The organism is Holdemania massiliensis (genome assembly GCF_022440805.1).
GTDB classification, from domain to species: domain Bacteria; phylum Bacillota_I; class Bacilli_A; order Erysipelotrichales; family Erysipelotrichaceae; genus Holdemania; species Holdemania massiliensis_A.
In genome coordinates this window covers 274,066-296,810 of record NZ_JAKNTK010000001.1, presented here as the reverse complement: position 1 = coordinate 296,810, position 22,745 = coordinate 274,066, and the positions used below count along the sequence as shown (strand labels likewise).

Below are 22,745 nucleotides of genomic sequence, written 5' to 3'. Positions count from 1 at the left end.
TTATGAAGGACAAATGGAAGATTGAGCAACACAGGCAGCGGAAACTTGCAGCCGCCAGATTAAAAAAAGAATGGCTTAAACGCGATTACACAGAACGTGAGGCAGATCACGATTACTGGCATTATAAGCAGCGCCACCCGGGGATAGTGATCCACGATTTGACGGGATTTGTTTTTAGCCGACTAACTGTCATTGCAAAGCTCGATCCTTATATCTCTTCCGACGGTATCAAGGATAATCGTTATCTTTGCCGATGTAGCTGTGGGGATATGATCAAGGTGTATGGATTTGAGCTAACCGGTAAGCGAGTGACGTCCTGCGGTTGTAACATACAGCCAAAGCAAAAGTTTAAGTACGACGAGGATCGTGAGATGCTTGATGAAGTTGAGTGGCTCTATCGCGTATTAAGCAAGACAAAATAAAAAATCCCCACCCTCCCCAAAAAACGACACAAATGTCACCTTTTCATTGACAACGACATATATGTCGCCTACAATGAAATCAGATAAAGAAAAGAGGAAACTATATGAAAGAACAATTTAATCCATTTGTAAATCTGGAAGGTGAAAACAAATTTCAATTCGCTTACGGCGTTGCAAAACAATTTATCCACATAATTTTCAAGCAAGAACAAAAAGCAGGATTTACGCTCCCCTCATTCTATTTCCAAGAAAGTTTCCATGTTCGTGCCTTAACCGAACCTATGTGGGCTTTAAGAAAAGAAATTGAAGCCATGAACGACTTAAAGACCAGAGATCAGAAGCTTTATGATCGGATCATTGAACTCGTAAACATGTTGCCGGAAGACTTTAAGCCTAACGGAAACTCTGTTATTTATGGAGCTAAAGCAGCTAAATATTTATTGGAAACTAACGTTTGTAAGAATTTGAAAGAGTATCGCATTAAAGCTGGTCTATCCCAAGATGAGATTGCTAAAAATGTTGGTATAACTAAAAGACAATATCAGCGTTATGAATCTGGAGAATCCGATCTTAGATTAGCAAAGTATGACACAGTATACAGGATCGCATGCGAGCTTAATACAACTGTCGATAACTTAATACAGAATGAATAAAAAAGATTTGACAGGGCGTGTTTTTGGTTACTGGACAGTAATCAAACCTGGCGAAGCAATCAAGGGAAGGCAGACTTGGTTGTGTCGCTGTAAGTGTGGAAATGAGAAATATGTATATGGATATTCTTTGCTAAGCGGTGATTCTAAGAGCTGTGGGTGCTTAGGAAAGCCGTCAAGAATTGTTGATCTATCCGGAAAAAGATTCGGACGTTTAACTGCTAAAAAAATAGTGTCTAAGCGCCCCCAAGTAATGTGGGAATGCGTGTGCGATTGCGGTAAAACCGTGAACATTAGCGCTACAAATTTAAAAGCCGGAAAGGCTAAAAGCTGTGGTTGTATTAATGCAGAAAGAATGAGATCTTTAAGTTATGAGGGAACTAATCCTCTGTCTGTACTCAGCCCGAAATTGAGCAAAAGAAACACAACTGGAGTCAAAGGCGTAAGCAGAGAGAGGAAAAAATATATTATGGAAATAATGTTTAAAGGAAAAAGAATCCGAGAACGTTATGACACTCTTGAAGAAGCAGCGAATAGAAGAAAAGAACTTGAACGAGAGTTATACTCTAATATCATAAAAAAGGCCCCGGCCTCCTGATGGAAGTCGGGGTGTTTACTATTTAATTTCTTTTTTCCCGCCCTCTTTTAATTGAGCTAGGGCGTTTTTAATTGCATCCGGAACCGGTAGGCCAAGGGCTGCAGCGTTTTCAAGCAAGCTAATCCCCTCGTTTGCTACATAAAAGTAGCAGACGATCGTTCGGAATACCCAATCACCTGTATTAATAAGGCGATCCAGCAGCACCGCAGCGATTAGGACAAGTAAAATTAAAAACTTGCGCGTCAGGCCCTTAAGACCAATATCGCTGGACACCTCCTTGTTTATGTAGGCTTTGAGCAGACCTGACGTGTAATCAAGTGCCATAAACGCTATTAAAACAGCTAGAGCCACATCCCATGCACCGAAGATCCATGTCAACCAAGTTCCCACAGTGGCTACGCAAGCTTTGAAGATATTTACGATATTTTCCATTTTCTTCATATTCCCTCTTCTTTCTTTAACCTTTTTCATCAAGCAACGAGTAATCGCCATCTACTTGGCTGTATCCGATGATCTTGTCCTTGCCCGTTGGTTTATAGGACACAAACGCCCATTGATAACCGTCCTTTTGCCGCCCTGGCAGCATGTCCAGAATGTCGATCTGCTCGCCTTGTGGTACCGTGTATAAGATCTTGTCGCCCATCACCGCATTGCGGATCCGCAGCGGACCCTTGTCTGTGATCAGCACCATACCGTCACCAGCTGCATCCGGCTGATGATCTGGCTTTGTTTCTGGCTCTGGATCCGGTGCCGATGTTGCCTTTTTGCGGCGATAAATAATAATGTCGTTTTTAACTGCGCGGGTGGTGTTTGTTTTGATCGACCCGCAGTAAGACAGGTACCGGCTACCGCCTCCGTCTAGGCAAACCGCTGTGGTTAACCCCAAGTGATCAGCCAATGCAGGCAGCTGGCTGCCGGTTAATCCAGACTTGCCGCTTACGCCTGGCACAGATACCATCACATACTGACCATTTGCAGCCTGCCCGATGATCGTGCGCCCGGACTTGTTGCTGTAAATGTAGTCACGTTGTGAATTAAACTCTGATCCCGCTGTCCACCGCTGACCATTGAGCTTAACCCCGAAGGCTGCAGTGACCGCTCCTCGGAGCTGGCCAGCCGCGGCTAAAGCTTTGATCTCTGCCTGAGTACCGATGATCATCTCCCCAGAGTGATAAAAACCGATGGCTGCACAGTTGTCAAACCGAGTGTCCCAGAGCTGTGTGGCGTTGCCCATCAGCACCTCGATCCCGCTTGCCATCCAGTTACCATCACTCGGTTCTTTGTAAAAGATTCCGCCGTTGGTGTGGCCACAAGACTGCCAACCATCCGCCTCCAGCTCCGGATCGTCAATAGATTGAGATCGTTGCACTGCGTTAGAGCCAAACGGCTTGCCTACGACTGTACCCTTGTACTCATAATCAGGATCCATCCCCATACGTGCGACCTGGATTGTCAGGCCGCTGTAGATCTCTGTTTTGTAACTGTCTTTAATGCCCATGTTTTTATCCTCCTCTATTAATTTTTCTTTCACTTTTTTTACAAAATCATCCCATCGGCCTTCTGACAACATTCTGTGAGGACAGAACTTACATGACCAGTCCTGATGTTTTTTCAAACAGGTCAGCGGTAGGTTGTACTTGCCTAACAGTTCTACAGTAAGCTCAACCGCATTCAGCCGAGCTTGCTCATAATGCTGTCCTCCGTACTTGCTGTAACAGATTTCGATCGCAATGGATTTCCGGTTTCCGGTTCCTTCCGAACCATCACCAGCATGCCAGGCGTTGCGATCGAGCGGAAGCCCTTGAATGATTTGTTTATCATCTACCGCAAAATGAAAGGAAACCTCTTTTTGGTTTCCCTGCATGTAGTTAACTTCATTTCGCGCTGAAGCATCATTCGCTGTTTCGTGGATCGTAATGTATTCCGGAATCATATTGTGAGGGCATTTAAGCCCCCACAGCGACTTGGGAATAATTTCTTGTGTTATTTCCATTTATTTACCTCTTTCATTTTAATGCTACAAAAGTAACCTGATATCCAATACCATTGCCGCCAACGCTGCCACTAAACATCTCAAAGCTGATCGCTTTGATCTTGTCATTGATGTTTAAGACTGCGTTTTCACCGCCCACAACGCTGCTATTTGACACTGAATAGATTGTCTGTTGAGTATCATCGGTCAGCGTCACCTTAACGGTTACTGTCGCCTTATAATCGCTGTAGCTACGGAACCACGACAAGTAAACTTTGTCTACGTAAACTGGTTTATCAAACGTCTTTGACCCGCTCACGCTGCCTGGCGATTGCCGCGCGTCAAATAGATTAACCACTTCATATTTATTGCCAATGCCACTAGACTTTTCAGCCCATCTTACAACATGGATCGTTGTTGGCATTTGATACCAATCATAGTGTCCAAATACAAAACTTGTTTGGGCAAGCAACCAATCCCAACCATAAATAGCTTCAAGGTCTAATGTGATATCATATGATTTTCCATTACAACACTGTATTTCTGTAACTGTTTTCCCATTTAGAGATACTCGATGGCCATAGACATTTTCCGATGCAGCTTTGAACGTTACTCTAATTGCCAATGGAATAGATTTACTTACAAGCGATTTTGTTCCCTGCTGCCCAGAACAAATTATCGTTTCTTTAGGATAAGCATAGTTACTATGCACTAAATATCCTGGATAGTTTCGACTTTCGTTTCTGCATTCTCCGAATAACATATTACTCACCCACCGTTTCCAGCCAAACACGCTTGATATACATATTTGTCGTCGAATAGCCGCCTGTTGCTACAACAAGATTAACTTTTCCGCCCACCATATCGGCTGAACCAGCTAAGCAAACTTTATTTTTTGCAACCGTTGCTATATTCACTTTAATCTTGTTATCACTGTTAAAATTGACATAGAAGCTTGCATTTCCGTCGCTTGCATTGCCGCCGTAGTAAAACTCAACAATCAAACGGTCATAATCAGACATATTTATTGAGTTTACAGTGCCGAAGGTTGCGTTACCGCTATTTTGCCCGCCACAATACAAACATCCCTCTTTGTTAAAAGAAGAAGTGTACCCGCTTGCTGGAGAAGCTGGCTTTGTAAAGGCCCATCCACCAGTTACATCCTCGCATTGATCACCATCTTTGTATAAATAGAGTCGCTTGTACTCTTTTGGCTTAACTGGCTTAGCTCCACCTGATCCGGTTTTCTCAAGCCATGCAGTAACTTCTACTTTGCCTGTGGTTGCGTCATACATACCGCCATTGCCCCAAGTGTTGATATCAATGCGGTTGATTGTTGCAGCAGCTTCGACATCGTTGTCATAAGCGCCCAGAGGGTAGAGATAGAAGCCGTTGCTAATGTTCATCCACTGCGGGCCAGAGTTCTTGTTTACATTTAAGAACGATTTCCCATTGTTATCGGAAATAGAGATTCCCAAGCTCGAGGTTTCACCTTTGCCTGAATAACAGTTCCATGTTCCCGAACACTTAATGCAGATCGGAATACAATTTGCGGGTATAGCTAAACTTCGCCGTGCTGTGTTACTTTGCGTCACTTGCGGTACACTACACAAAATGCCAGTTTTAAGCTCATAGCCTGGATAGGATGAACCTCCCCCAGCTTTGCCTTGTATGTCAAAAAGCATGGTTTTCACCCCGCTTTTGAGTGTTTTTAGTCTTTTTAAAAATCGTGAATAATGGCTTAACAAAAGGGCTTTTAAATAGTTTGATATACGAACTATTACCCCCCCCCCGGATTTTTTTCGAGCCACATGGTAACAGCTACCTTTCCATATTGATAGTCACTATATAGATATTCCATACCTGAATTATGAGCTCGAACACGAATTTTAGTGCATGTCTTCGCAAGTTCCAAGTCCCCATCGTAAGCTCCCAATGGACATAAATATGCCGTTCCGTTGTTATATATTTGGCCCGACCCATTCCTGCACGCGCGGTAAAACTCTTTATTGTTATTATCTCTTACGTCTAAAACTAAAGTCGAAGTTTCACCTTTTCCACTGCTTGCTTTGAATGTTGGATCCATTTTAATACACACTGGAATACATCCTGCCGGTATTGTTAGAACTCGTTCATTGGCACTGTTTGTAGTTAATGCAGGCAAGGAACACAATTCCCCTACTTTTAGTTGGTATCCCGGGAACGGATTTTTACCTTTGCCTGATCCTAAGATATCAAAAATCATTAAACACCCCTCCTATCTATTACAAGCGTTGATATTGTGATGCTCTCCTCCGGCAGTGCGACCGCATACAACCGCAGGATGCCGTTAAGGCTCCGCCCTTTGGCAATGCAGCCCTCCTCGTCAGTCGCCGGCGAGAGCGTCACGTGGCAGTAGTCGGATTCAAGCAGCCCGGCCACTGCAATATCCACATGATATGCATACTGCGGATAATCCGCTGAGTCAACAAACTGCGATGTCGGCACTGTGATATTTTCGATCGGCATCAGATCGTGGTTGTTGATCTTACGCAGCCAGGGATTGACCGTAGCGGCGTTAAACGGAGTGCCCGGTACATAGTCCTCCCCCGGGCTAAACTCCAGCGTAACAACCTCTGTGGTGCCATCTGCATGGGTTATTTTGTACTGATTGAGCTTTGACCCGGTTGTGTCTTTAATCTCGCTTAAAGCCATCATCCTACCTCCTTCCAGACAATGTTATCAATGACAATATCGCTTGCTGGCACAGCATTAGCGTACAGCCTCAACTTGCCTGCCATTGTGTTGCCCTGCTCAATGACCCCGAGGGCCTTGGATGCTGCTGACAGATTAACGTTAGCCCAGCACGTGGCCGTCATGCCGCTGACCGTGTAGTCTGCACAATAAGGATACTGAGTCTTGTTGTCATCCGTATTTGCCACAAACGATGCGACTGCAATAGTGACATTGCGGATGACATTTTCCGGATTAAGCTTGTCCACTTTTGCAACATAGGTAGCCGGCATTAACCCATTGGCGCTTGCGGTCGCTAAACCGTAAGTCGTGTTACTCGGCACAGCCCACGTACCATCACCTCTTAAAAAACTGGTTTGTTTACCAGCAGCAGGCGCTGGTACTAAACCTGCCCCACCGGCGGCTGAAGCTGTTGCTGCTTTAAATGCACTATAAGTTGTGTTGTTATCAGCACCCCAAACTGCTGTACCATCAGATGACCAGCGTAATATCTGACCTGACGACCCGCCGGATGGAATATGCTTATTGCCAGCAGTTGTAGGGTGAGTGTACACCGTGTTTGTATCTTGCCCCGGTATACCTAACGCAGTAATATCAGCTTTGGATACAGCTGTAACAGCAGAAACATGTCCTTTTGCGTCAACTGTAATCTTGTAGAGGCCAGAACTCCTTGCAGTGTAAGCTGGGTGTGTATAAACCGTGTCAGTAAACTTAGCGTTTGCCGGGACATTAACACCAACAGTAAACCCTCCAACCGTAGCTGCGTTACCACCATTAGCAGGTAACGAAGAAGGAAAGTCTGATATCTGCGATTTCGTGTGTGTATGGCTCGTAGCAGCAGCTCCTAATTCGGATAAAGTTGGTTTATTTGCTGTCGTAAAAATACGTTGCCAAGAACCCCAGCTACCATAATAATTTCTGATGTATATTTTCTGACTAGAAACTGTATATTCAACAAACATCTGAAATGTTCCTGCGTGCTTCCCTACAATCATGAAGAAAGCATTACCTGAAGGCGCATTAGTCATCGTAGCCACAGTTGCATTCGCCGCGCAATAATAAAATCCCGGCGTAGTGTAACTGTTTAAATTAGCATTTGCTGGTATTGCTATTGCATTTAAGTAATTCGCTGTGCCTCCATTGGCTGGGAGAGATGTAGGGAAATCGCTAATCTGACCTTTTGTATGCGTATGTGAAGACGGTGCGAAGGTTGATGGTTTACCCGTTACACCAGACCAAGGTACAGCCTCAGCTTTGTCAACGATACCATCACCGTCGGTATCATAGACAGATTTCAACATATCCCCACCGCCTTTACTTGCGATGGTGTCATTAATCGTTTTTACCTTAGTGTCGATTTCAGCTTCGGTATAATACCGATCATCGTGTGTATGAGCAAAGTCGCTGATCTGAGCTTTGGTATGCGTGTGGCTCGCCGCAGCTGCACCAATTGTTTTTAAAAGATTGGCTGGCGATATAGCGCGCAGCTCTTTGCCACTCCATGCCGCAACCCATGAGGTTGTTTCAAGACCGGACTTTGAGTAAGCAAACGTTGTCGGCTTGCCGTCACCGCTATCATTAATGCTAGTATGCACATGATCGCTTACCGCAGCTCCGATCCCTGCCGGTGTGACATTAACCTCTTTAGCAGCGGATCCATCGTAAGTAACTGCAGCTGTACCGTTCAGCTTTAGCGTTAACGCCGTTGGATTTTTTAACGAAGCTGGAAAGTCAGTAATATCAACTTTAACGTGCTTATGCACTGCTGCCGCTTTACCGCTCACCGTATCCCAGGTATCTAACATAGCCTGAGTAATCTTATCAATCACTGCTTTATTGCTATGAGTATGCTTAGATGACACGGCTGACGCCAGGTTAGTTTCAGTCTGTGTGTAAGAGTCCAGCAGAGCCTTATTGCTGTGACTATGTTGAGCACTTACTGCACCGTTCCATGCGCTGATTAGAGCGGCTGTAATGCCATCTATAACCGACTTATTACCATGACTGTGCTTGTTACTTACCGCGCTTGCAAGGTTAGCTTCGGTTTGCGTGTAGGTGTCCAACAACGCTTTATTGGCATGACTATGCTTTGCGTTAACCGCACCGTTCCAGTTCGTGCGCTCTGTTGCCGTAATGTGGATTGTCGTATTACCGGTGTGCCCATCAAGCTCCGCTTGGGGTGCTTTGGTGCCGATGGCCGCGTTTAAGGCAGACATGACATCCTCGTTGGCAGCGAGGGCATCAGCGACCTCTTTTAACGTATCCATCGACTCCGGAGCGCCGTTGATCAGATCCGCGATCTTTTGCAGTGTGTAGGCGTTAGCTTGAGCCATTGCGGCGTCAATCGCGTTCTGCTGCGGTGTGGATACCGGTTTAGACTTATCCGCAGTATTGTCAACACTACCCAATCCGATCTGTGCTTTGGTCACTCCATGCGGATTAGACTTGTTGGCTAGATGGGAGATCAGATCCGTTGTACCCTTGGCGAGCTTACCAAAAGCAACGCTGAGCTTCTCACCGGACACGAGAGCAGCCAGGACAGTAGCTGCAGTGTAGCTTGGCGTCTGATCGTTGGTTGCCACGTTGGGCACATTGCCCAGCCCCACCTGCGATTTTGTCACGCCATGGGGATTGGTCTTACTGTTTTTATGAGCCGTAATATCGTCCTGTACTGTCTTTATGGCTGCCGCCTGGGCAGTCGACACCGGCTTGTCAAGATCACTGGTATCATCGGCGCTGCCAAGTCCGACTTGAGCTTTGGTCACCCCGTGGGGATTATCAGTGTCTTGCTTATGCGTGGTTACGTCATCCTGGACTGCTTTGATCGCCTTAGCCTGGGCTGTTGAGACTGGCTTGTCGATATCGCTTGTGTTATCCGCATTACCCAACCCCACCTGCAGCTTGGTAACAGCGTGTGGATTGCTTTGATCTGCAGCGTGATTGTCAAAAGCAGTTTTGTTGGTGCGGATGATCTCCAGTAGATCAGACTGCAGCTGATTCCGCGCTGTATCCTGGTCGACAAACTTTTGATCCGTCTCCCGTGCAAAGTCATCCACCGCCTGAAAGTTGTCATCAAAATGTCGGGTATTGACCGATGACTTGCGATGGTTTAAATAAAGGAGCAACTTGAGCCGCTCCGTGAAATCATATAAATTTGCCACTTAATCCCTCCTCTCTGCAGGCAGAAATAATGGCTCGTTGGCAAAATACTGACTAGCCAGCGGCTGACTGATGATCGCGATCAGATCCGCAAGGTACTGATCCATAAACTCAAACGCCCGCTCAAACTGGTTAGCGATCGTGTAATCAAAATAATCTCCAAAATCGGGGATCGTGTAGGCGTCGCGCATGGTGCGTGCCAGCTGCTCGATGTTGCACCGGATCCGATCCATCTGGCTGATCGTCGGCAGGCTGGTCAGATCCCAGTCCGTCCGGATGTCCAGCTGCAGATTAACGCCAAGTAACGCTGCAATCCGATCCCTCAGGATCTGGCAGTTACGCTCAACCCGCAGCAGGTCGTCAACGTTGTAACGGTCCGTCGCCCGGAAAGTTTTATACTCCATATCACACCACCCCCTTAACGGTTGCGGTCAATCCACCGCCGAGATCATACTCAATGCTGCTGATCTGCGCCTTAACGATGGTTCCGTAAGTGGTCTCAACCTCTAAATACTCTGATGCCTCCGTGGTTGCCACTGCCCACCACTTGAAGCTGATGTCCAGCCGTTTTTGCATCTGATCCAGATACCACCTAGCGGCAGTCCTGGCTTGCTGGGCGCTGCCGATCAGCTCATTGCAGCTGTCCAGCACCAGCGTTTGTGCTTGCGGGTCAATCTCGATCTGGGGCTGCATAGCGCTGGCTGTGGCGCTCGAAACCTTGCGCACCCTACCCTTGACTACCAGCTCATAAATCGTATCAGGATCGCCACGGAACAGACTTACATCAGCGTAGTGCTTGATTGTGCAGCCAGTTGGCAGCTCACAGGTCAGATCGTAGACTGGCGCATCTGAATAAGTAATCTTGGCATTACCGTCCTCATCAGTGATCACCTCGCCGCTAAACAGCTCCTGCAGCTCAGCAGTCGAGTTTGCTGGTCCATAGTTAAAGTAACTGACGGACACCTTGGTGTAACTGCCAATGTCTTTGGAGTCGATATCCCCTAGCCGGGTGTTGCGATCGACCTTAAGCACATACGGCAGTGCAACGATTGTCTGCGGTAAGGGCTGCAGACCGGCCATCAGCATGCCTGCATGCGGCCAGCCCGTATAAACTGTGTCCTCCGCAATAATCTGATTGCTGATCAGCTCCTCTGTCGCCTGATAAAAGTAAATCTTACCGTCACGTCCCTCTTTGACAATGGCACCCACCGCGATAGCCACTACCTTTAAGGCGTCCTTTTTGTTTTGCGTTGGGATGTAGCCGGTCAGCTTAATCCCGGCGACGTTAGGATGGACGTAGTGGTCGTAGCCAATCAGGATGTCATTGACGATATCAGCGACTGTTGCGTCCTGCCAAAACGGGGAGTAATAGTCCTCATCATCCAGCAGCATGTTTAAGATGCCGTAAGCCTTGCAGGTCAGCTTGGCGGATTTACTGGATGGTGGATCTAGGTAATATTTGCCCATGTTGTTCCGCTCATAAATCCCAGTCTTGCGATTTTTGACACCGGCCTGGACCCGCACCTCCTGCCCTTTTTTAAAATAACGCAGCAGATCCGACGGGTTGAGCAGATCATACTTGCGCTCATAATTCTCAAGATTAAAAGACAGCTCGTTGGGGTAAAGAGTGTTGCTCAATAAGGATACCTGCTCTTTAACCTTTGCCCCCTGTGTTTGCTCGCCTGTCAGCGCATACGTCAACCCAAAATCAATCTCGTAAAGCTTGACATAGGTCTGTGGGTTTTGCGTCTGAATCATCTCGATCTCAATATGATCATAGCCGTCAACGCTCTGCCCATACTCCTGTTTTGCCGGTGCCTCGCCGTAATTGAACGATCCAACGGTCATCTCATTAAATTGATCGACAGTGATGTTGGCGCTGTTAAAGGACTCAACCGTCCACGCTGGGTAAAGTAGCTTGTACTCTGCCAACAGCTCATCACCACGATACCATCGACAGATCGACTCCACCGGTTTACTGTACTCATCGTAATAGCAAGTGATCCCGGCTGAGCTGTGCCGCTTGTCAAACCGCACTGTGATGATCTGCGGTCGGATAAACTCGCAGTTATCATCCGACAGCTCCGACCACCAGCCGACCTTCTCACGCGCGTAATCATCTGGAAGAAGGGTCATGGATCCGTCAAGTGAAAATTGATCGTACTCGCAGGTTGCGAACCGCTTAGGGATATCCCGATCTCCGTCATACACCTCAGTGAGATGAGCCAGACGCCGCTGACTTACAGTCACATCACTAATATCTCCTTTGGCGGTATTGTCAAAAACGTCAATATCGATCTCAGCTTCCGTATCCCTATACTTATAAATAGAGTTCTCAAAAAAGGTCTGCGTTGTTTTTGCCATATCAGCGCCTACCTCTCTGTAAAGGACGTTGACGTATCCTTCCAAATGCTGCCGCTAATTGGATCATAGTGATACATCCCGGATTTAATATCTCCACGATAGCACTCAATCGTTGGCGTTGTTCCGTCCGGATCCGGATATTTCAAATAACAATAAGGAGGCAATGATTTCAAAAAACGGATCATTGCCTCATTTGCTTTTCTGTTTTGCTTTTTTGGATTCCAGCTCAGAGTTAATTTTACTTTTGACCCAATTCTTTCTCTCATCATTAAGCCAAAATCATTTCGCCCGGATCCCCGATCTAGGTCAGAGAACTGCCAGTCAAATTTACAAGGGATTGGTAATTCTCGTGGTGTTGGATCATCGTCTGTCCAAATATAGATCATTGCCTATCCCTCCTATCTTTCCAAGGCAAATACCGGATTTCCCCGCCTGCGATCATTGTCCTTGTTGATCCTGTTGATTCGATCGGCCAATGATTCCCCATCAATGATAACGGTGTCGTCCTTTTCATAAATCATGAGCAGGATATCGTATAGACGATTCAAAGCGTTCAGCGTTTCCGCGCTGCCGAAGCCCATTAAGTTCTGCAGCTTAGACAGTGGTGCGATAACCTCTGGATCCGACGATGCCCCTGGATTGTCACCGACAATCGCCGTAGTAGGACCGTAGGCCAAACCACCGTTGGCCAGTTTCGGCATCTCAATCCGCGGTAACGACACACGCTCTATACGAGCGATATTAAAGCCAAAAGTGGTCATTCCGGTTAAGGCCGTAACCCACCCAGGCACATCAATGTGGATCTTATTAATTTGATCAATACACCAGTTAATCGCGTCGATGATAAAATTCACAGCTGTTTCTATGATGTCGATAATCGTGTTCCAGATCGTTGCAAACACAGTTTTACAGCCACCCCAGACGGTTTCCCAGCTTTTTGCAAAGGTACCAGTCAAGAAAGTAACCAGCTTATTAAACATTGTCTGCGCGGTTGTCAGAACGGTTTGGATGATTGTACCCAATAGTTGAATAGCAACAATGAGCACATCCGCAATAAAAGCAGCAATCGGCTGCAGTGTGTCAACCCAAATTGTCTGCAAGATTGCCATCATCTCATTGATCGCTGGCAGCATAGCCACCCAGATATCATACAATCCTTGGAAGCAAACCGATAAAACACCCACAATAAATTCAGCGATGGGCTGCAGTATATTGACCCATAAAGCGGATAATACACCACTCAACTCTAAAACGACAGCACAAACGGCTTGAGCGATGATATTGACCAACGGCATGATCACATTGTCGATCAAATCCAAGATAAAATTCCCGATCGGTACCAACACGCCTTGCCACAACTGATTCAACACTGACATCAGGCCCTCCACAACAGCCATCACATTGTTGCGGAATTCGTCTGAGGTGTTCCAGAGGTAAATCACCGCCGCTACCACAGCTCCGATGACCGCCGCTACAATCAGCCCTGTTGTACTGAATCCCAAGAAGGCAGCTTTTAAAGCTCCGATGATCCCTTCGCTTGACGCCAGGCTCATAAACGCCTTTAACCAGTCAAATGCTTTTTTAAGCGGCATCACAATCTTTCCAATCGCTGCTGCAATTGCAGGCCATTTCAAGGCAATTAAAAAGGCGGCAACGCCACCCATAATCGCAAGAATTTTAGCCTTATTCTCATCAAGGAAGTCCAGCACCCCCTTGATGATGTTTCTGATCTTCTCGGCCGCTTTCTCAATTCCGGATGTATCAGGCTCTTCATCCAGCCCGAGATCTCCGAAATCTATTGCGAATCCATCGCCGCCAAGCCCGGACATATCAGCACCCTCAGCTCCAGATTGCGGTTGATTGATGTTATTGATTTCATCGAAGCCGGCCAAAGTTTTCTGATTCTTTTTAGCCTGAGCATCTGATTTTTTTAGCGAGTTAGTGTACCCGTTTTGGGCGGATTCCGCTTTGCTCGCTGATGCAGCCGCGCCTGCTACTGGATCCGCTTTACCACCGCCAAATAAGCCGCGGAAGACAGACTGCAGCACCTGCGCAAACCACAACAACTTGGAAACGATCATATTGATAAACTGAATAACCGGCGTCAGCACCTGAACCAAACCGTTTCCGATGATCCCCAGCAGCTGCTTCCAGCGCTCTTGCAAGATGCGGATCTGGTTTGCCCAGCTGCCGCTGGTCTTGGAAAAGTCACCCTGAGCCAGACTAAGCTGCTCAGTGACGTACATATACCGCAGCGTTGTCTGTTCTGCCTGATCCATGTCGGCAATCGTCTTCTGGATCCCTTTGCTATAAGCAAACTGCTGCAGATTCGTTTGCGTCATGACAACGCCGAATTGCTTCAGGCTTTCTGTCTCACCTGTCCAGATGGATTTCAGCGCTGTGTCCGCTACCGACTGGCTGACATTGTAAAACGAAGCGACATCGCCAGTTAATCCCGCAACACTGATCGCCATCTTCGCCGCTTTGTCCCCGGCGATTCCCATGCCCTTTGACATGGCCATGTAGGTGGACGCTGTCCGCTTCGCCGTCAGCTCCGACATGCCGAACTGATCGATCGCTTTCTTTGAGAAATTCTCAACCATATAAGCCATGTCACCAAACGCCGTATCGACGACGTTTTGCACCTCCTGCAGATCACTGGCCATCTCGATTGCGGCTGATCCTACTTTCTTAAGAGAGGTGACAACGGCGGTAATTCCTACCAAACCCATGACCTTTTTCATCATTCCGCCGAAGGAATTTCCGATCTTCCCGGTTTCTTTTTTTACTGCGGCTGAGGTTGATGTGAGCTGCTGCTTTACTTTAGCAAGCTCGTTGCGCAGATCCTGGGTCTGCGCTTCGATGATGACCTGCAGCTTTTCAAGAGTGATTCCGTTCATGCTTGGTCATCACCTCCATATTTGCGATTATGCCTGAGCACGAAATCATTGAATTTCGCTTGATACAAAGCCATTTCGTCTTTTTGACGCTGAATTTCATACGCCTCACGCTCTTTTTCAAAAAGCTTCGGGTAAAAATCCCAAATTTGCCGACGCTGAGGCTTGCTGTTTTTATCGCTCCAAATTGTGACCATGCCTTCAAAAATCTGTTCTGCTTGGACAGACAGCATCGTGATCTGCAGCTTAAGCTCCTCTGTTTGTTTTTCCTGCCGGGCATCGATCATGTCAATGATCTCTTGGACCGTTGACGCCCAGAAACAATCGGGGGTGATTCCAAATTTCAGCGCCTGAACATAAAGCTCATTCAGATAGTCAGTAACAGTTAGATATTCTCGCGAACCTCCGCCATCTGGCTGTCCATGACTTCCGTCTGAGCTTCCGAGAAAAAACCGGACACCTGATAAACCGGCAGTACAATATCTGACAGAAACGCTACCTGAGAACCGCCCTCATCCAAATACTGATCAAACAAACTCTGAACCTCTTTATAGGTAACGCCATGATTGAATTTTTTCATCGCCCCATGGATGATCGTCAGCATGACTGACAAAGCCGGCATACTGCCGCTGCTTTCCAGCAGGGTCAGCAAATTGCATTTAAACTTTGTTTCTAGTTCTGCGATCGTGGCTGTGTCCAGTTTAAGCCTGTAGTCGGTTTCTCCAACAGTCCAGACCGCAAAGGGCTTTCTTTTTGTTTCATTCATTATTTTTCATCTCCTATTCCGTCGGATCCACAACTGTGATCTTACTCTGCAGCGCCATCGACGCTGTAAATTCAATCGCGGCATTCACGCCACCGCCTCCAACTTTGACGTTGACCTGCGCATCAAACTGATACTTAGTTCCGTCCGGCATCGTCTGCTGGAAAGGATAAACCTTCTTACTATCTGCAGCAGTCCGCAGTTTTCGATAAGAGGAATTAGCCGTATTCACATACTTGAACTTATACTCCATATCCCCGGCATCACCGATTCCCATTTCGTACTGCTTTACATCAGCAGCTAAATCGGTGTTATCTACTTTCTCTGGATCCGAACCAAGTTCCGGCACTTCCTTCAACCCTGTCAGATCGGTAAACTCTGCGGCTTCCGCAGTTTCTTTGTAGCCTAACTTAATTCCATTGGCAAGCATTCACTTCGCCCCTTTCTATTTCTGATAAACAATCAGGGTATCGTGATCCACGACACCCTCAAAACGCATCACTTTGTGCTTTAAATAAGACTGCTCCGGTACATCCACGCTGGATGACCGGTTGAGCCCCAGTCCGGCAAACACCGCATTGATCTGCAGGGCTGCTGCCGTTGTACTAACTTTATCCCAGATATCCACTTTATAGCGGATATATGACATGCGCTCTGTGTCGTCGGTAATCTCCTGCGGAATATTTTCCTCTTCTAAAAACTGAATGCAGGGAAACTTCTTCCAGTCATCCGGATAGGTATCCGTTACATTTTCAGAGATTTTCTTTAATTCCCCGAAGATAATCTTTTTGGCGTCTATCATTTCGCTGCCTCCTTGATTGCTTTTTTGAGATCCTTGGCCACGTTTTTATTGATCTGATCCTCGTTATCCTTCAGCGCCGGATACATGTAAGGTCGTGCTGGCATACCTTTGGTATAATACCCGATCACTTTGCCATCTTTTTTGGCAATTCCCAGCCCATAGTCCTGTGCGTCTTTTTCAGACATAGCGCTGGCCGGTATTGTCCATCCTGTTTGCGAGTAATGCGGATTCAGTTCTGGCGAGATCCCCTCGTGATTTTCTTCACCCCGTGGACCCGTGCCGAATTCGACATAAGCGCCATATTCAGAGCTGACAGAGACGACTGACCTTACACCTGTTTCTGTTTTCGTCGTACGGCTGTGAATCCTGCGCCGCAGATCCCCTGTTTTAAACGGTACACGTAATCGAGCGTCATCGCGGACAAAACCTGCAGCCCTTTTCATGGACTTTAACAGGACGTCCTGGGCGTTATCTGACACGGCATCCAGCTGATCCAACAGTTTTTTCAAACCAACAAGGTCACTCATCGCTTTTTGAGCACAAAAAGCTGATGGCTAGCATATCGCTGCTGTGAGATCACCTGGTAGTCAGGATCCTGATCTGCAGCAACAAAAACACAGATACCATCCGTCTCTTTGATCTCCTGCTCGCCCTGATAGAGCATATTCAGCATATACTGCAGCTCCTGACCATAAATCTGCGCCTGCAGTTGCCCGCCGGCTGGCCAGATTTCAGCATCAATTTCAACCGGACTTCCCCAAGTCGAGTAAGTATTGCCTTCCTCGTTTTGAGCCATAACATGCCGCTTGAGACTATACTTCTTGATTCGGCACTGCCTCAAACGCATGGCCGCCCACCCTCGCTAATCTATAGGTTTCAATCACCGTCTGGATTGCCTTCGGCATGTCTTCAAAACTAACGCTGATGCCGCCCTCGCTGCGGCTGGATTCGCCTTCTGTACCCAATCGGTTGATCATCACAACCGCAAGATCCCGCCGTGCAGATTCTAACGGCGAGATCAGCTTTGTGCGGTTGGTCAAGCTTAAGATCGTCTGTTCTGCAGCTTCCAAAACGACCGCAACCAGGTCAGCGTTTTTACAGCCGGTTAACGCAGTGATTACTTCTGCAGGGGTTTTCATACGCCCTGCTTCTCTTTGATCAGCGCGAGGATCTCAGCTTTGGTCAAGGATTCCGGGATTTCCAGCTGCAGCTCAGCCGCCCAGGCTTTCAGTTCTTCGAGATTCATCTGCGAAGGGGACTTCTTCTTTTCCTGTTTGGCAGGTTCTGCACTTTCTAAAGCATTGTTCAACGCCAATACCTGTACCAGTTTTTCTTTATCATCAGAAACCAGATATTCTTCTGGTCTGTTTTTGCACCATTTAGCTACATCGGCATTTCTGCACTCATGAAGCAGCTTGGTTTTTAAATTGTAGATAAAAGCCATAGTAACTCTCCTCTCTCTGCTTACGCTTTATTGCAAGTTAAGACGGCAATGCACTTGCTCTGCAGCACCTTTGCGCCATAAGTATGCAGACCCTTAACGGCATCCGAAAAGCGCTTCTCTGGGCGGTAGGCTTCCGTATTCAGGATCTGTTCCGCATAAGATCCCGCTTCTGTGGTACCCGCAATAACCTTGTACTTCGCTCCTTCAGTGTGCGGCACGTTGTTCGATACATAAACTGTGAATCCAGCTGCCTTACCAACCTCACCGCCTTCCAGGATTGCCTGGTTGTAATCCGTACCATTGCCGACAAAACGGTCATCCTTCAGCAGCAGACCATGGTAAAAGGCTGGAATGACAACCCAGCGCCCCATCTTGGCAACGTTGGCTTCTGTCAGCTTCGTGTTCAGATCAACTAGGTAGTCGTAGGCATCCGCTTTTGTTGGCACGATCGGCGCTTCGTTGGTTCCGATCGCGTTGTCGGCATGGACATTGATCGCCAGCAAGTTTGCCGCAAAGGCGTCAACAACATCGTTCATTGCATAGGCCGCGCGCTGCATTGCTTTATCCATCAGCTTTGGATTGGTCTGTGCATTATCGACATCATCCACAGCAAAGTTAAAATACTTCGCCTGGTCGATCTTCAGCTCCTGCTGTTCGCCGGTGATGTCTTCCGGTGCATCGATGTCTGTGCCTTTGGTGTAGTCCTTAATCGACACGTCACCGACCTGATTAATCTTAACGGTGTCACCAAAGTTTTTGATTTCGCCTTCATAATCGCGGTTGAGCAGGTTTAAATAAACGTGGCTTTTGTCCAAATGGTTCAGTAAACGAGCGCTCCAAATGGTAGGGATAAAATTCTGAATAGACATAATTGTTCACTCCTCCTATTTTTTCATGGACGCAACAACAGCGTCCCAGTTGGCATTGATCTGTTCCGGCGTCATATTCCGTAACTGATCATCAGTGTAAGTTGTTGTGTTGGCTGGAGCTTTCTTTGGTGGCACTCCACCTTTAAGCTTATCGTTGACCGCAGCTTCCACTGCAGCGTTGTAGGATTTTTCAAAGGCTTCCAGGTTCTTTTTTGTTTCATCCGCGTCCTTGCCAACAACAAAGCTCGCAAGTGTGGCATCAATTCCTTTTCCTGTTAATTCTTTCGCAGCTTCAACGATCAGCTTTTCATGTTCAAACTTGGATCGTTCAGCCGCAAACTTTTCTTGATCTTTTTTGAATTGATACCGTTCCCGTTCTTCTTTGGTCATCTTGGCCAGCTTTTCAGCTTCACTTAGATTTTCGTTCTGCTCTGCTTCCCAGCGTGTTCTGGCATTCGCCAGTGCTGTGCTGGTCGCTGATCCGATCCGGCTGTCCAGAACCGATTTAAATGACGGATGATTCAAGACGTCCTCTGGCTTGAACGCCTTTAAAATATCGTCAAGGCTTCCTGTAGTTCCCCCGGCGCCTTGACTTCCTTCTGTGCCAGCTGATCCTTCGGTACCTCCGACATTACTGCCGTCCCCCTCCGCAAACAGCTGGATGTTGAGTGGTAATCGCTTCAAAAATAAATCCATATACATCGTCCTTTCCGGCCCGCCGAGTCTGTGCCAAGGCAGTCCTATCTTTATTGCGTTCCCCCACCCAGTTCGTGCCCGAGCAGTGTACAGCCATAATAAAAAGACAGTTTTTTGCCATGTCCAGGGCATGAAAAAAGCAGGCTTGCATTTAACCCGCTTTAATCTTTCATTTGCATTTTTAATTTGTAATATATAGGCTTGATCTTTTTCAAAAACTCCTCGTCATTCAATATCTCTTCATCATCATAATTTGAATCTTTGTAGGGTGAATAGAACGCACACAATTCAGGCATATCGTCGAGTGTTTTCTGTATTGAATCATCCTTGAGATCAAGCATCAAATTAGGAAAGTCATAAGAAAAAGCCAAGCAAGAGATTCTACCTGCAAATAATTCTTCAAATAGATTAAGTAGAGCTTTAACTGTTTTCATAACTTTTTCCATCCTTCCTTTACTGTAGATCGAGTGACTATGCTGACAACCTCTTTCGTTTCAGCATTTTGAATTACTGCGATATCATCATAAAATTTCACGATTCTATTTGTTGCTTCTTCCATATAGTTGGAATCATTTGATAGAATTTCTAAAAGATCCTCCTCAGTGAATAAGCGCTTTCCTTTACTTGCTTTTTGCCCATGGAATCGATTTAATGAGTGATCTGTAAACTCATAGCCAAGATCTCTAAAATGGTAGTAGGAATCTATCATTTTTTGACGATAGATGTCACTGTAGGTTGGTTTATTCTTGATCTTGCTAACTGTGCTGAACTCACGTTGCTTTTTTAGCCATTCTTCACTATTACTATACTTCATTTCTTGGAATTCTTTAAGCGTTTTTGGCACTTTTTTGACACCTAGGATGTTTTCGTACTCCTGATATTGCTTTTTATCCAATTGGTAGTTTTTGAGTGCCTTTTCTTTTGCCATCGCTTCAGGATTATTCTTAACGTACTTATCATACCAGTCTGCATATTTCATTTCTGCTGGAACCATTACACGCTCTCCCGTGACTGGATCTCTTGCCGCGCGGATCCGATGTTCGTAGCCTTCGATTTCTTCTTCCATCCACGATCGGCAATGCGGATGAAGCGGAGGTACATTCTTGCCAGGCACAGATTTCTCTATTGACACTCGGTCTCCGTCATGTTCTCGGCAAATCTTAGACGTTTTAAGATCTAGAGTGGCGCGGAAAATTCTGACTTTCGTTCCGCGGTCAATCGCAGCAGCTTTGTCCGATTCCTCGATCAGATATGCCGTTTCCGTTCTGATCAGGCGTTCAGCCGCATATTGACCATAGCTGGTCAACTCTGTCAGCTCCGCTGCCATACGTTTGTAGCTTTTCCCTGACATCAAGCCTATGGTAAGTGTTTGCTGCAGCTTCTCCGCGAGAACATCCGTATTGTCCCAGACACTTTTTGAGTAATGTTTCCCGCTCCAGTTATTTTTCAGAATTTCTTCAATGTGCTCCGGTGACATCGATGCGAATTCATAGGCATACCCTGTACCCTGCTGAAAGTCAAAGACACTGTGCAAATAATTGTCTTCAACTGTTTTTCTATACAGTTCAGTAGACTTCTGCAGCTCTACATCAGCGACTTGCTTTGTTTTGATGTAAATGTCTTGCTTCAGAGCTTCCAGCCGGTCGATTCTCGCACCATAAGCGGATGCTTCCAGCTTTGCACGCAGCTGCTTTTTTATGACTGGATCCTTGATTGAACTGATCTGCAGTTTAATTTGATTCCATTCATTTTCACTGATTTTCTGATTCAGAATGTCTTTTGCTTCTGCTGAAGACAGATCGTTCTTCTTAGCGTATCGGTAAAAGATCTTTTCAATATCGCTGTTAATATCATCAACCGCCTGTTGATAGGCTGCTGTAACTTCTTTGATTGTCTTATCGCTGTTTCTGTGAGCTCTGTGGATGCGTTTCTCGGCACGTTCCTGCCAGTAGTCAGGATTACTCATTCAGCTCTTTTTCGTCCTTTTGCGGCTCTGTCTGATCGTCAGGATCGCCTTCCGCATAGTTTCCAAAAGCCTGCTGTTGCTGTTTCAGCTTTTCCTGACTTTCCTTCTTTACCGCTTCCACTTCCGCATCCGGATCCTCAACAAAATCCAGCTGGCTGATCAGCGTTTTCTGGCTCACCGCGCCGGACAGATTCGCGATCATCTGTGACAACTCCAGCATATTTTTTGGTAGCCCGCGCTTAAACTCTGGGATGATCGCCGCTGGATTCAGTGCGATGTTTTTCAAGCCGAGATAATTACAGATCAAGCGCATCCGTTGCTTTAGCCCTTTGGTGTAGTATCGCTCCTTCGTCTTAGTGATCATCTCAAGACCAAGCAGCTTATACTCCATGGCTACGCCTGAGCTGTTGCCGACAAAATTCTCGTCGGTCAAGCACGGAACGTGCGAAAAGGTGTAAATGTCATCCTTGATCGCCTTTTTCAGCACCTCAACCGAGGATTCATCAAAAGTTCGAGTAATATATTCCGCACTGGCGCCTGGCGGCAGCTCCAGGATACCGAGGTCTTTGATCTGCTTTGCTGCTTCTCCTGTTTCCTTTTCATCATCGCCAAGCAATGCGCCGATGAGAACCAGAATTGCTTCCAGGAATTGCTCCTTGTCATTGACCCGATCCGACATCAGCGTGTTGTAAGCGTCGATCAGGCTAATCTGCTGCTCATAATCACCGATTCCATCTTTGTTGTTACGATACTCAACAATCGGTACACCTTCAAACAGATGTGGTTCTGAATCATTCTGATCACTTTGCACAGCTGCAGAGTCATTGATAATGTCGATCGTGTGGATAAAGTGCTTCGTAGCCACGACTGCTTTATAAATTTCCTGCTTTGTCGCTGCATCTACAACCCAGTAGTAGTAAATTCCAAACAATACATTTTCTTCAATCGTGTCATCGTAAACCAAAAATGTGTGCTGCGGCTCAAGATTTTTGATTAAAGGACGCGCCTCATCCTGTGCAGCATAGATGTATTCATACGCTACACCTGCCCGGGACATATCAAGGGCATTGTCGTGATCGGTTTCATCCACATCCGCCATATCGAAGTAGTCGGTAAGCCGGTCAGTATCCATCGCCTTATCACTGGTGCTGTAAGTAATCGGTGCCGCTAAAAAGTAACTGGTGGCCGTATCAGCGATATCCTTTGCATGGTTGCATACTAATCGATTATTGCTTGCGGCTTCATTTTTCTTTTTTCGCCGAAGGATGGCGTGACTTCCGTCATAATAATCCAGATTCCGATGGATTCGCACACCTTCTGTGCTTCGATGCACATTGATCAGCTGCAGAATCTTGGTCTTATCCAAATTCTGCTCATCAAATGCACCGATATATTTCATTTTCCTCATGT

The 22,745-nt window shown here is 46.6% G+C and carries 26 protein-coding genes; 2 read left to right on the top strand and 24 right to left on the bottom strand.

The features are described from left to right. Nucleotides 1–526 precede the first annotated feature (526 nt). Nucleotides 527–1,075: a helix-turn-helix domain-containing protein gene (locus MCG46_RS01425; RefSeq protein WP_240276961.1), complete on the top strand. Its 549-nt coding sequence runs from the start codon at nt 527–529 to the stop codon at nt 1,073–1,075. Then, entirely contained in the window at nt 1,068–1,670 is a 603-nt protein-coding gene (locus tag MCG46_RS01420) for a hypothetical protein (protein ID WP_240276959.1), read from the top strand. The genes MCG46_RS01425 and MCG46_RS01420 overlap by 8 nt, the downstream gene beginning before the upstream one ends. Nucleotides 1,671–1,688: 18 nt before the next feature. Here the strand turns inward: MCG46_RS01420 and MCG46_RS01415 are convergent, their stop codons facing one another. The 24 genes from MCG46_RS01415 to MCG46_RS01300 all read right to left on the bottom strand — a co-directional run bounded on the left by MCG46_RS01415 (nt 1,689) and on the right by MCG46_RS01300 (nt 22,743). After that, nucleotides 1,689–2,111, bottom strand: a complete 423-nt coding sequence (locus MCG46_RS01415) for a phage holin family protein (RefSeq protein WP_240276957.1) — start codon at nt 2,109–2,111, stop codon at nt 1,689–1,691. A 16-nt stretch (nt 2,112–2,127) separates the two neighbouring features. Beyond that, nucleotides 2,128–3,663, bottom strand: coding sequence for an N-acetylmuramoyl-L-alanine amidase (locus tag MCG46_RS01410; RefSeq protein ID WP_240276955.1), 1,536 nt, complete (start codon nt 3,661–3,663; stop codon nt 2,128–2,130). A gap of 13 nt (nt 3,664–3,676) precedes the next feature. Beyond that, complete coding sequence (locus MCG46_RS01405) at nt 3,677–4,405, bottom strand: hypothetical protein (RefSeq protein WP_240276953.1); 729 nt, start codon at nt 4,403–4,405, stop codon at nt 3,677–3,679. A 1-nt stretch (nt 4,406) separates the two neighbouring features. Continuing rightward, a complete protein-coding gene (locus tag MCG46_RS01400; RefSeq protein WP_240276951.1) occupies nt 4,407–5,453 on the bottom strand; it encodes a hypothetical protein in 1,047 nt (348 codons plus the stop codon). Further along, entirely contained in the window at nt 5,423–5,887 is a 465-nt protein-coding gene (locus MCG46_RS01395) for a hypothetical protein (RefSeq protein ID WP_240276949.1), read from the bottom strand. The genes MCG46_RS01400 and MCG46_RS01395 overlap by 31 nt, the downstream gene beginning before the upstream one ends. After that, on the bottom strand, nt 5,887–6,336 hold the full coding sequence (locus MCG46_RS01390; protein WP_240276946.1) for a hypothetical protein: 450 nt from the start codon (nt 6,334–6,336) through the stop codon (nt 5,887–5,889). The genes MCG46_RS01395 and MCG46_RS01390 overlap by 1 nt, the downstream gene beginning before the upstream one ends. After that, complete coding sequence (locus tag MCG46_RS01385; protein ID WP_240276944.1) at nt 6,336–9,536, bottom strand: pyocin knob domain-containing protein; 3,201 nt, start codon at nt 9,534–9,536, stop codon at nt 6,336–6,338. Before MCG46_RS01385 ends, MCG46_RS01390 begins: the two co-directional genes overlap by 1 nt. Beyond that, nucleotides 9,537–9,938, bottom strand: a complete 402-nt coding sequence (locus MCG46_RS01380; RefSeq protein WP_240276941.1) for a hypothetical protein — start codon at nt 9,936–9,938, stop codon at nt 9,537–9,539. 1 nt (nt 9,939) lies between these two features. Continuing rightward, nucleotides 9,940–11,898, bottom strand: coding sequence for a hypothetical protein (locus MCG46_RS01375; RefSeq protein ID WP_240276940.1), 1,959 nt, complete (start codon nt 11,896–11,898; stop codon nt 9,940–9,942). Between the two features lie 8 nt (nt 11,899–11,906). Next, nucleotides 11,907–12,284: a hypothetical protein gene (locus MCG46_RS01370; protein ID WP_072685756.1), complete on the bottom strand. Its 378-nt coding sequence runs from the start codon at nt 12,282–12,284 to the stop codon at nt 11,907–11,909. Nucleotides 12,285–12,296: 12 nt separating this feature from the next. After that, nucleotides 12,297–14,798, bottom strand: a complete 2,502-nt coding sequence (locus MCG46_RS01365; RefSeq protein ID WP_240276939.1) for a phage tail protein — start codon at nt 14,796–14,798, stop codon at nt 12,297–12,299. After that, the gene (locus MCG46_RS01360; protein WP_072685753.1) at nt 14,795–15,082 is read right to left on the bottom strand and encodes a hypothetical protein; all 288 of its coding nucleotides are present in this window, start codon (nt 15,080–15,082) and stop codon (nt 14,795–14,797) included. The genes MCG46_RS01365 and MCG46_RS01360 overlap by 4 nt, the downstream gene beginning before the upstream one ends. 98 nt (nt 15,083–15,180) lie before the next feature. Further along, nucleotides 15,181–15,561, bottom strand: coding sequence for a DUF6096 family protein (locus MCG46_RS01355; RefSeq protein WP_072685752.1), 381 nt, complete (start codon nt 15,559–15,561; stop codon nt 15,181–15,183). A gap of 13 nt (nt 15,562–15,574) precedes the next feature. Further along, nucleotides 15,575–15,988: a phage tail protein gene (locus MCG46_RS01350; protein ID WP_240276937.1), complete on the bottom strand. Its 414-nt coding sequence runs from the start codon at nt 15,986–15,988 to the stop codon at nt 15,575–15,577. Between the two features lie 15 nt (nt 15,989–16,003). Continuing rightward, nucleotides 16,004–16,360 carry a hypothetical protein gene (locus MCG46_RS01345; RefSeq protein WP_240276935.1) on the bottom strand — a complete coding sequence of 119 codons (357 nt, stop codon included), beginning with the start codon at nt 16,358–16,360 and terminating at the stop codon, nt 16,004–16,006. Then, nucleotides 16,357–16,869, bottom strand: coding sequence for an HK97-gp10 family putative phage morphogenesis protein (locus MCG46_RS01340; protein ID WP_240276933.1), 513 nt, complete (start codon nt 16,867–16,869; stop codon nt 16,357–16,359). Before MCG46_RS01340 ends, MCG46_RS01345 begins: the two co-directional genes overlap by 4 nt. A gap of 14 nt (nt 16,870–16,883) precedes the next feature. Further along, nucleotides 16,884–17,156 (bottom strand): hypothetical protein, encoded by a 273-nt coding sequence (locus tag MCG46_RS01335; protein WP_240276931.1) that lies wholly within the window; start codon nt 17,154–17,156, stop codon nt 16,884–16,886. Between the two features lie 16 nt (nt 17,157–17,172). Further along, on the bottom strand, nt 17,173–17,499 hold the full coding sequence (locus MCG46_RS01330) for a phage head-tail connector protein (RefSeq protein WP_240276929.1): 327 nt from the start codon (nt 17,497–17,499) through the stop codon (nt 17,173–17,175). Continuing rightward, nucleotides 17,496–17,804, bottom strand: a complete 309-nt coding sequence (locus MCG46_RS01325) for a hypothetical protein (protein ID WP_240276925.1) — start codon at nt 17,802–17,804, stop codon at nt 17,496–17,498. Before MCG46_RS01325 ends, MCG46_RS01330 begins: the two co-directional genes overlap by 4 nt. Nucleotides 17,805–17,824: 20 nt before the next feature. Beyond that, entirely contained in the window at nt 17,825–18,673 is an 849-nt protein-coding gene (locus tag MCG46_RS01320; RefSeq protein WP_240276918.1) for a phage capsid protein, read from the bottom strand. 15 nt (nt 18,674–18,688) lie between these two features. Beyond that, nucleotides 18,689–19,369, bottom strand: coding sequence for a DUF4355 domain-containing protein (locus MCG46_RS01315; RefSeq protein WP_240276916.1), 681 nt, complete (start codon nt 19,367–19,369; stop codon nt 18,689–18,691). 161 nt (nt 19,370–19,530) lie between these two features. Continuing rightward, a complete protein-coding gene (locus tag MCG46_RS01310) occupies nt 19,531–19,803 on the bottom strand; it encodes a hypothetical protein (protein WP_240276914.1) in 273 nt (90 codons plus the stop codon). Further along, complete coding sequence (locus MCG46_RS01305; protein WP_240276913.1) at nt 19,800–21,335, bottom strand: minor capsid protein; 1,536 nt, start codon at nt 21,333–21,335, stop codon at nt 19,800–19,802. Before MCG46_RS01305 ends, MCG46_RS01310 begins: the two co-directional genes overlap by 4 nt. Continuing rightward, nucleotides 21,328–22,743, bottom strand: coding sequence for a phage portal protein (locus MCG46_RS01300; protein ID WP_240276908.1), 1,416 nt, complete (start codon nt 22,741–22,743; stop codon nt 21,328–21,330). Before MCG46_RS01300 ends, MCG46_RS01305 begins: the two co-directional genes overlap by 8 nt. Nucleotides 22,744–22,745: the final 2 nt, after the last annotated feature.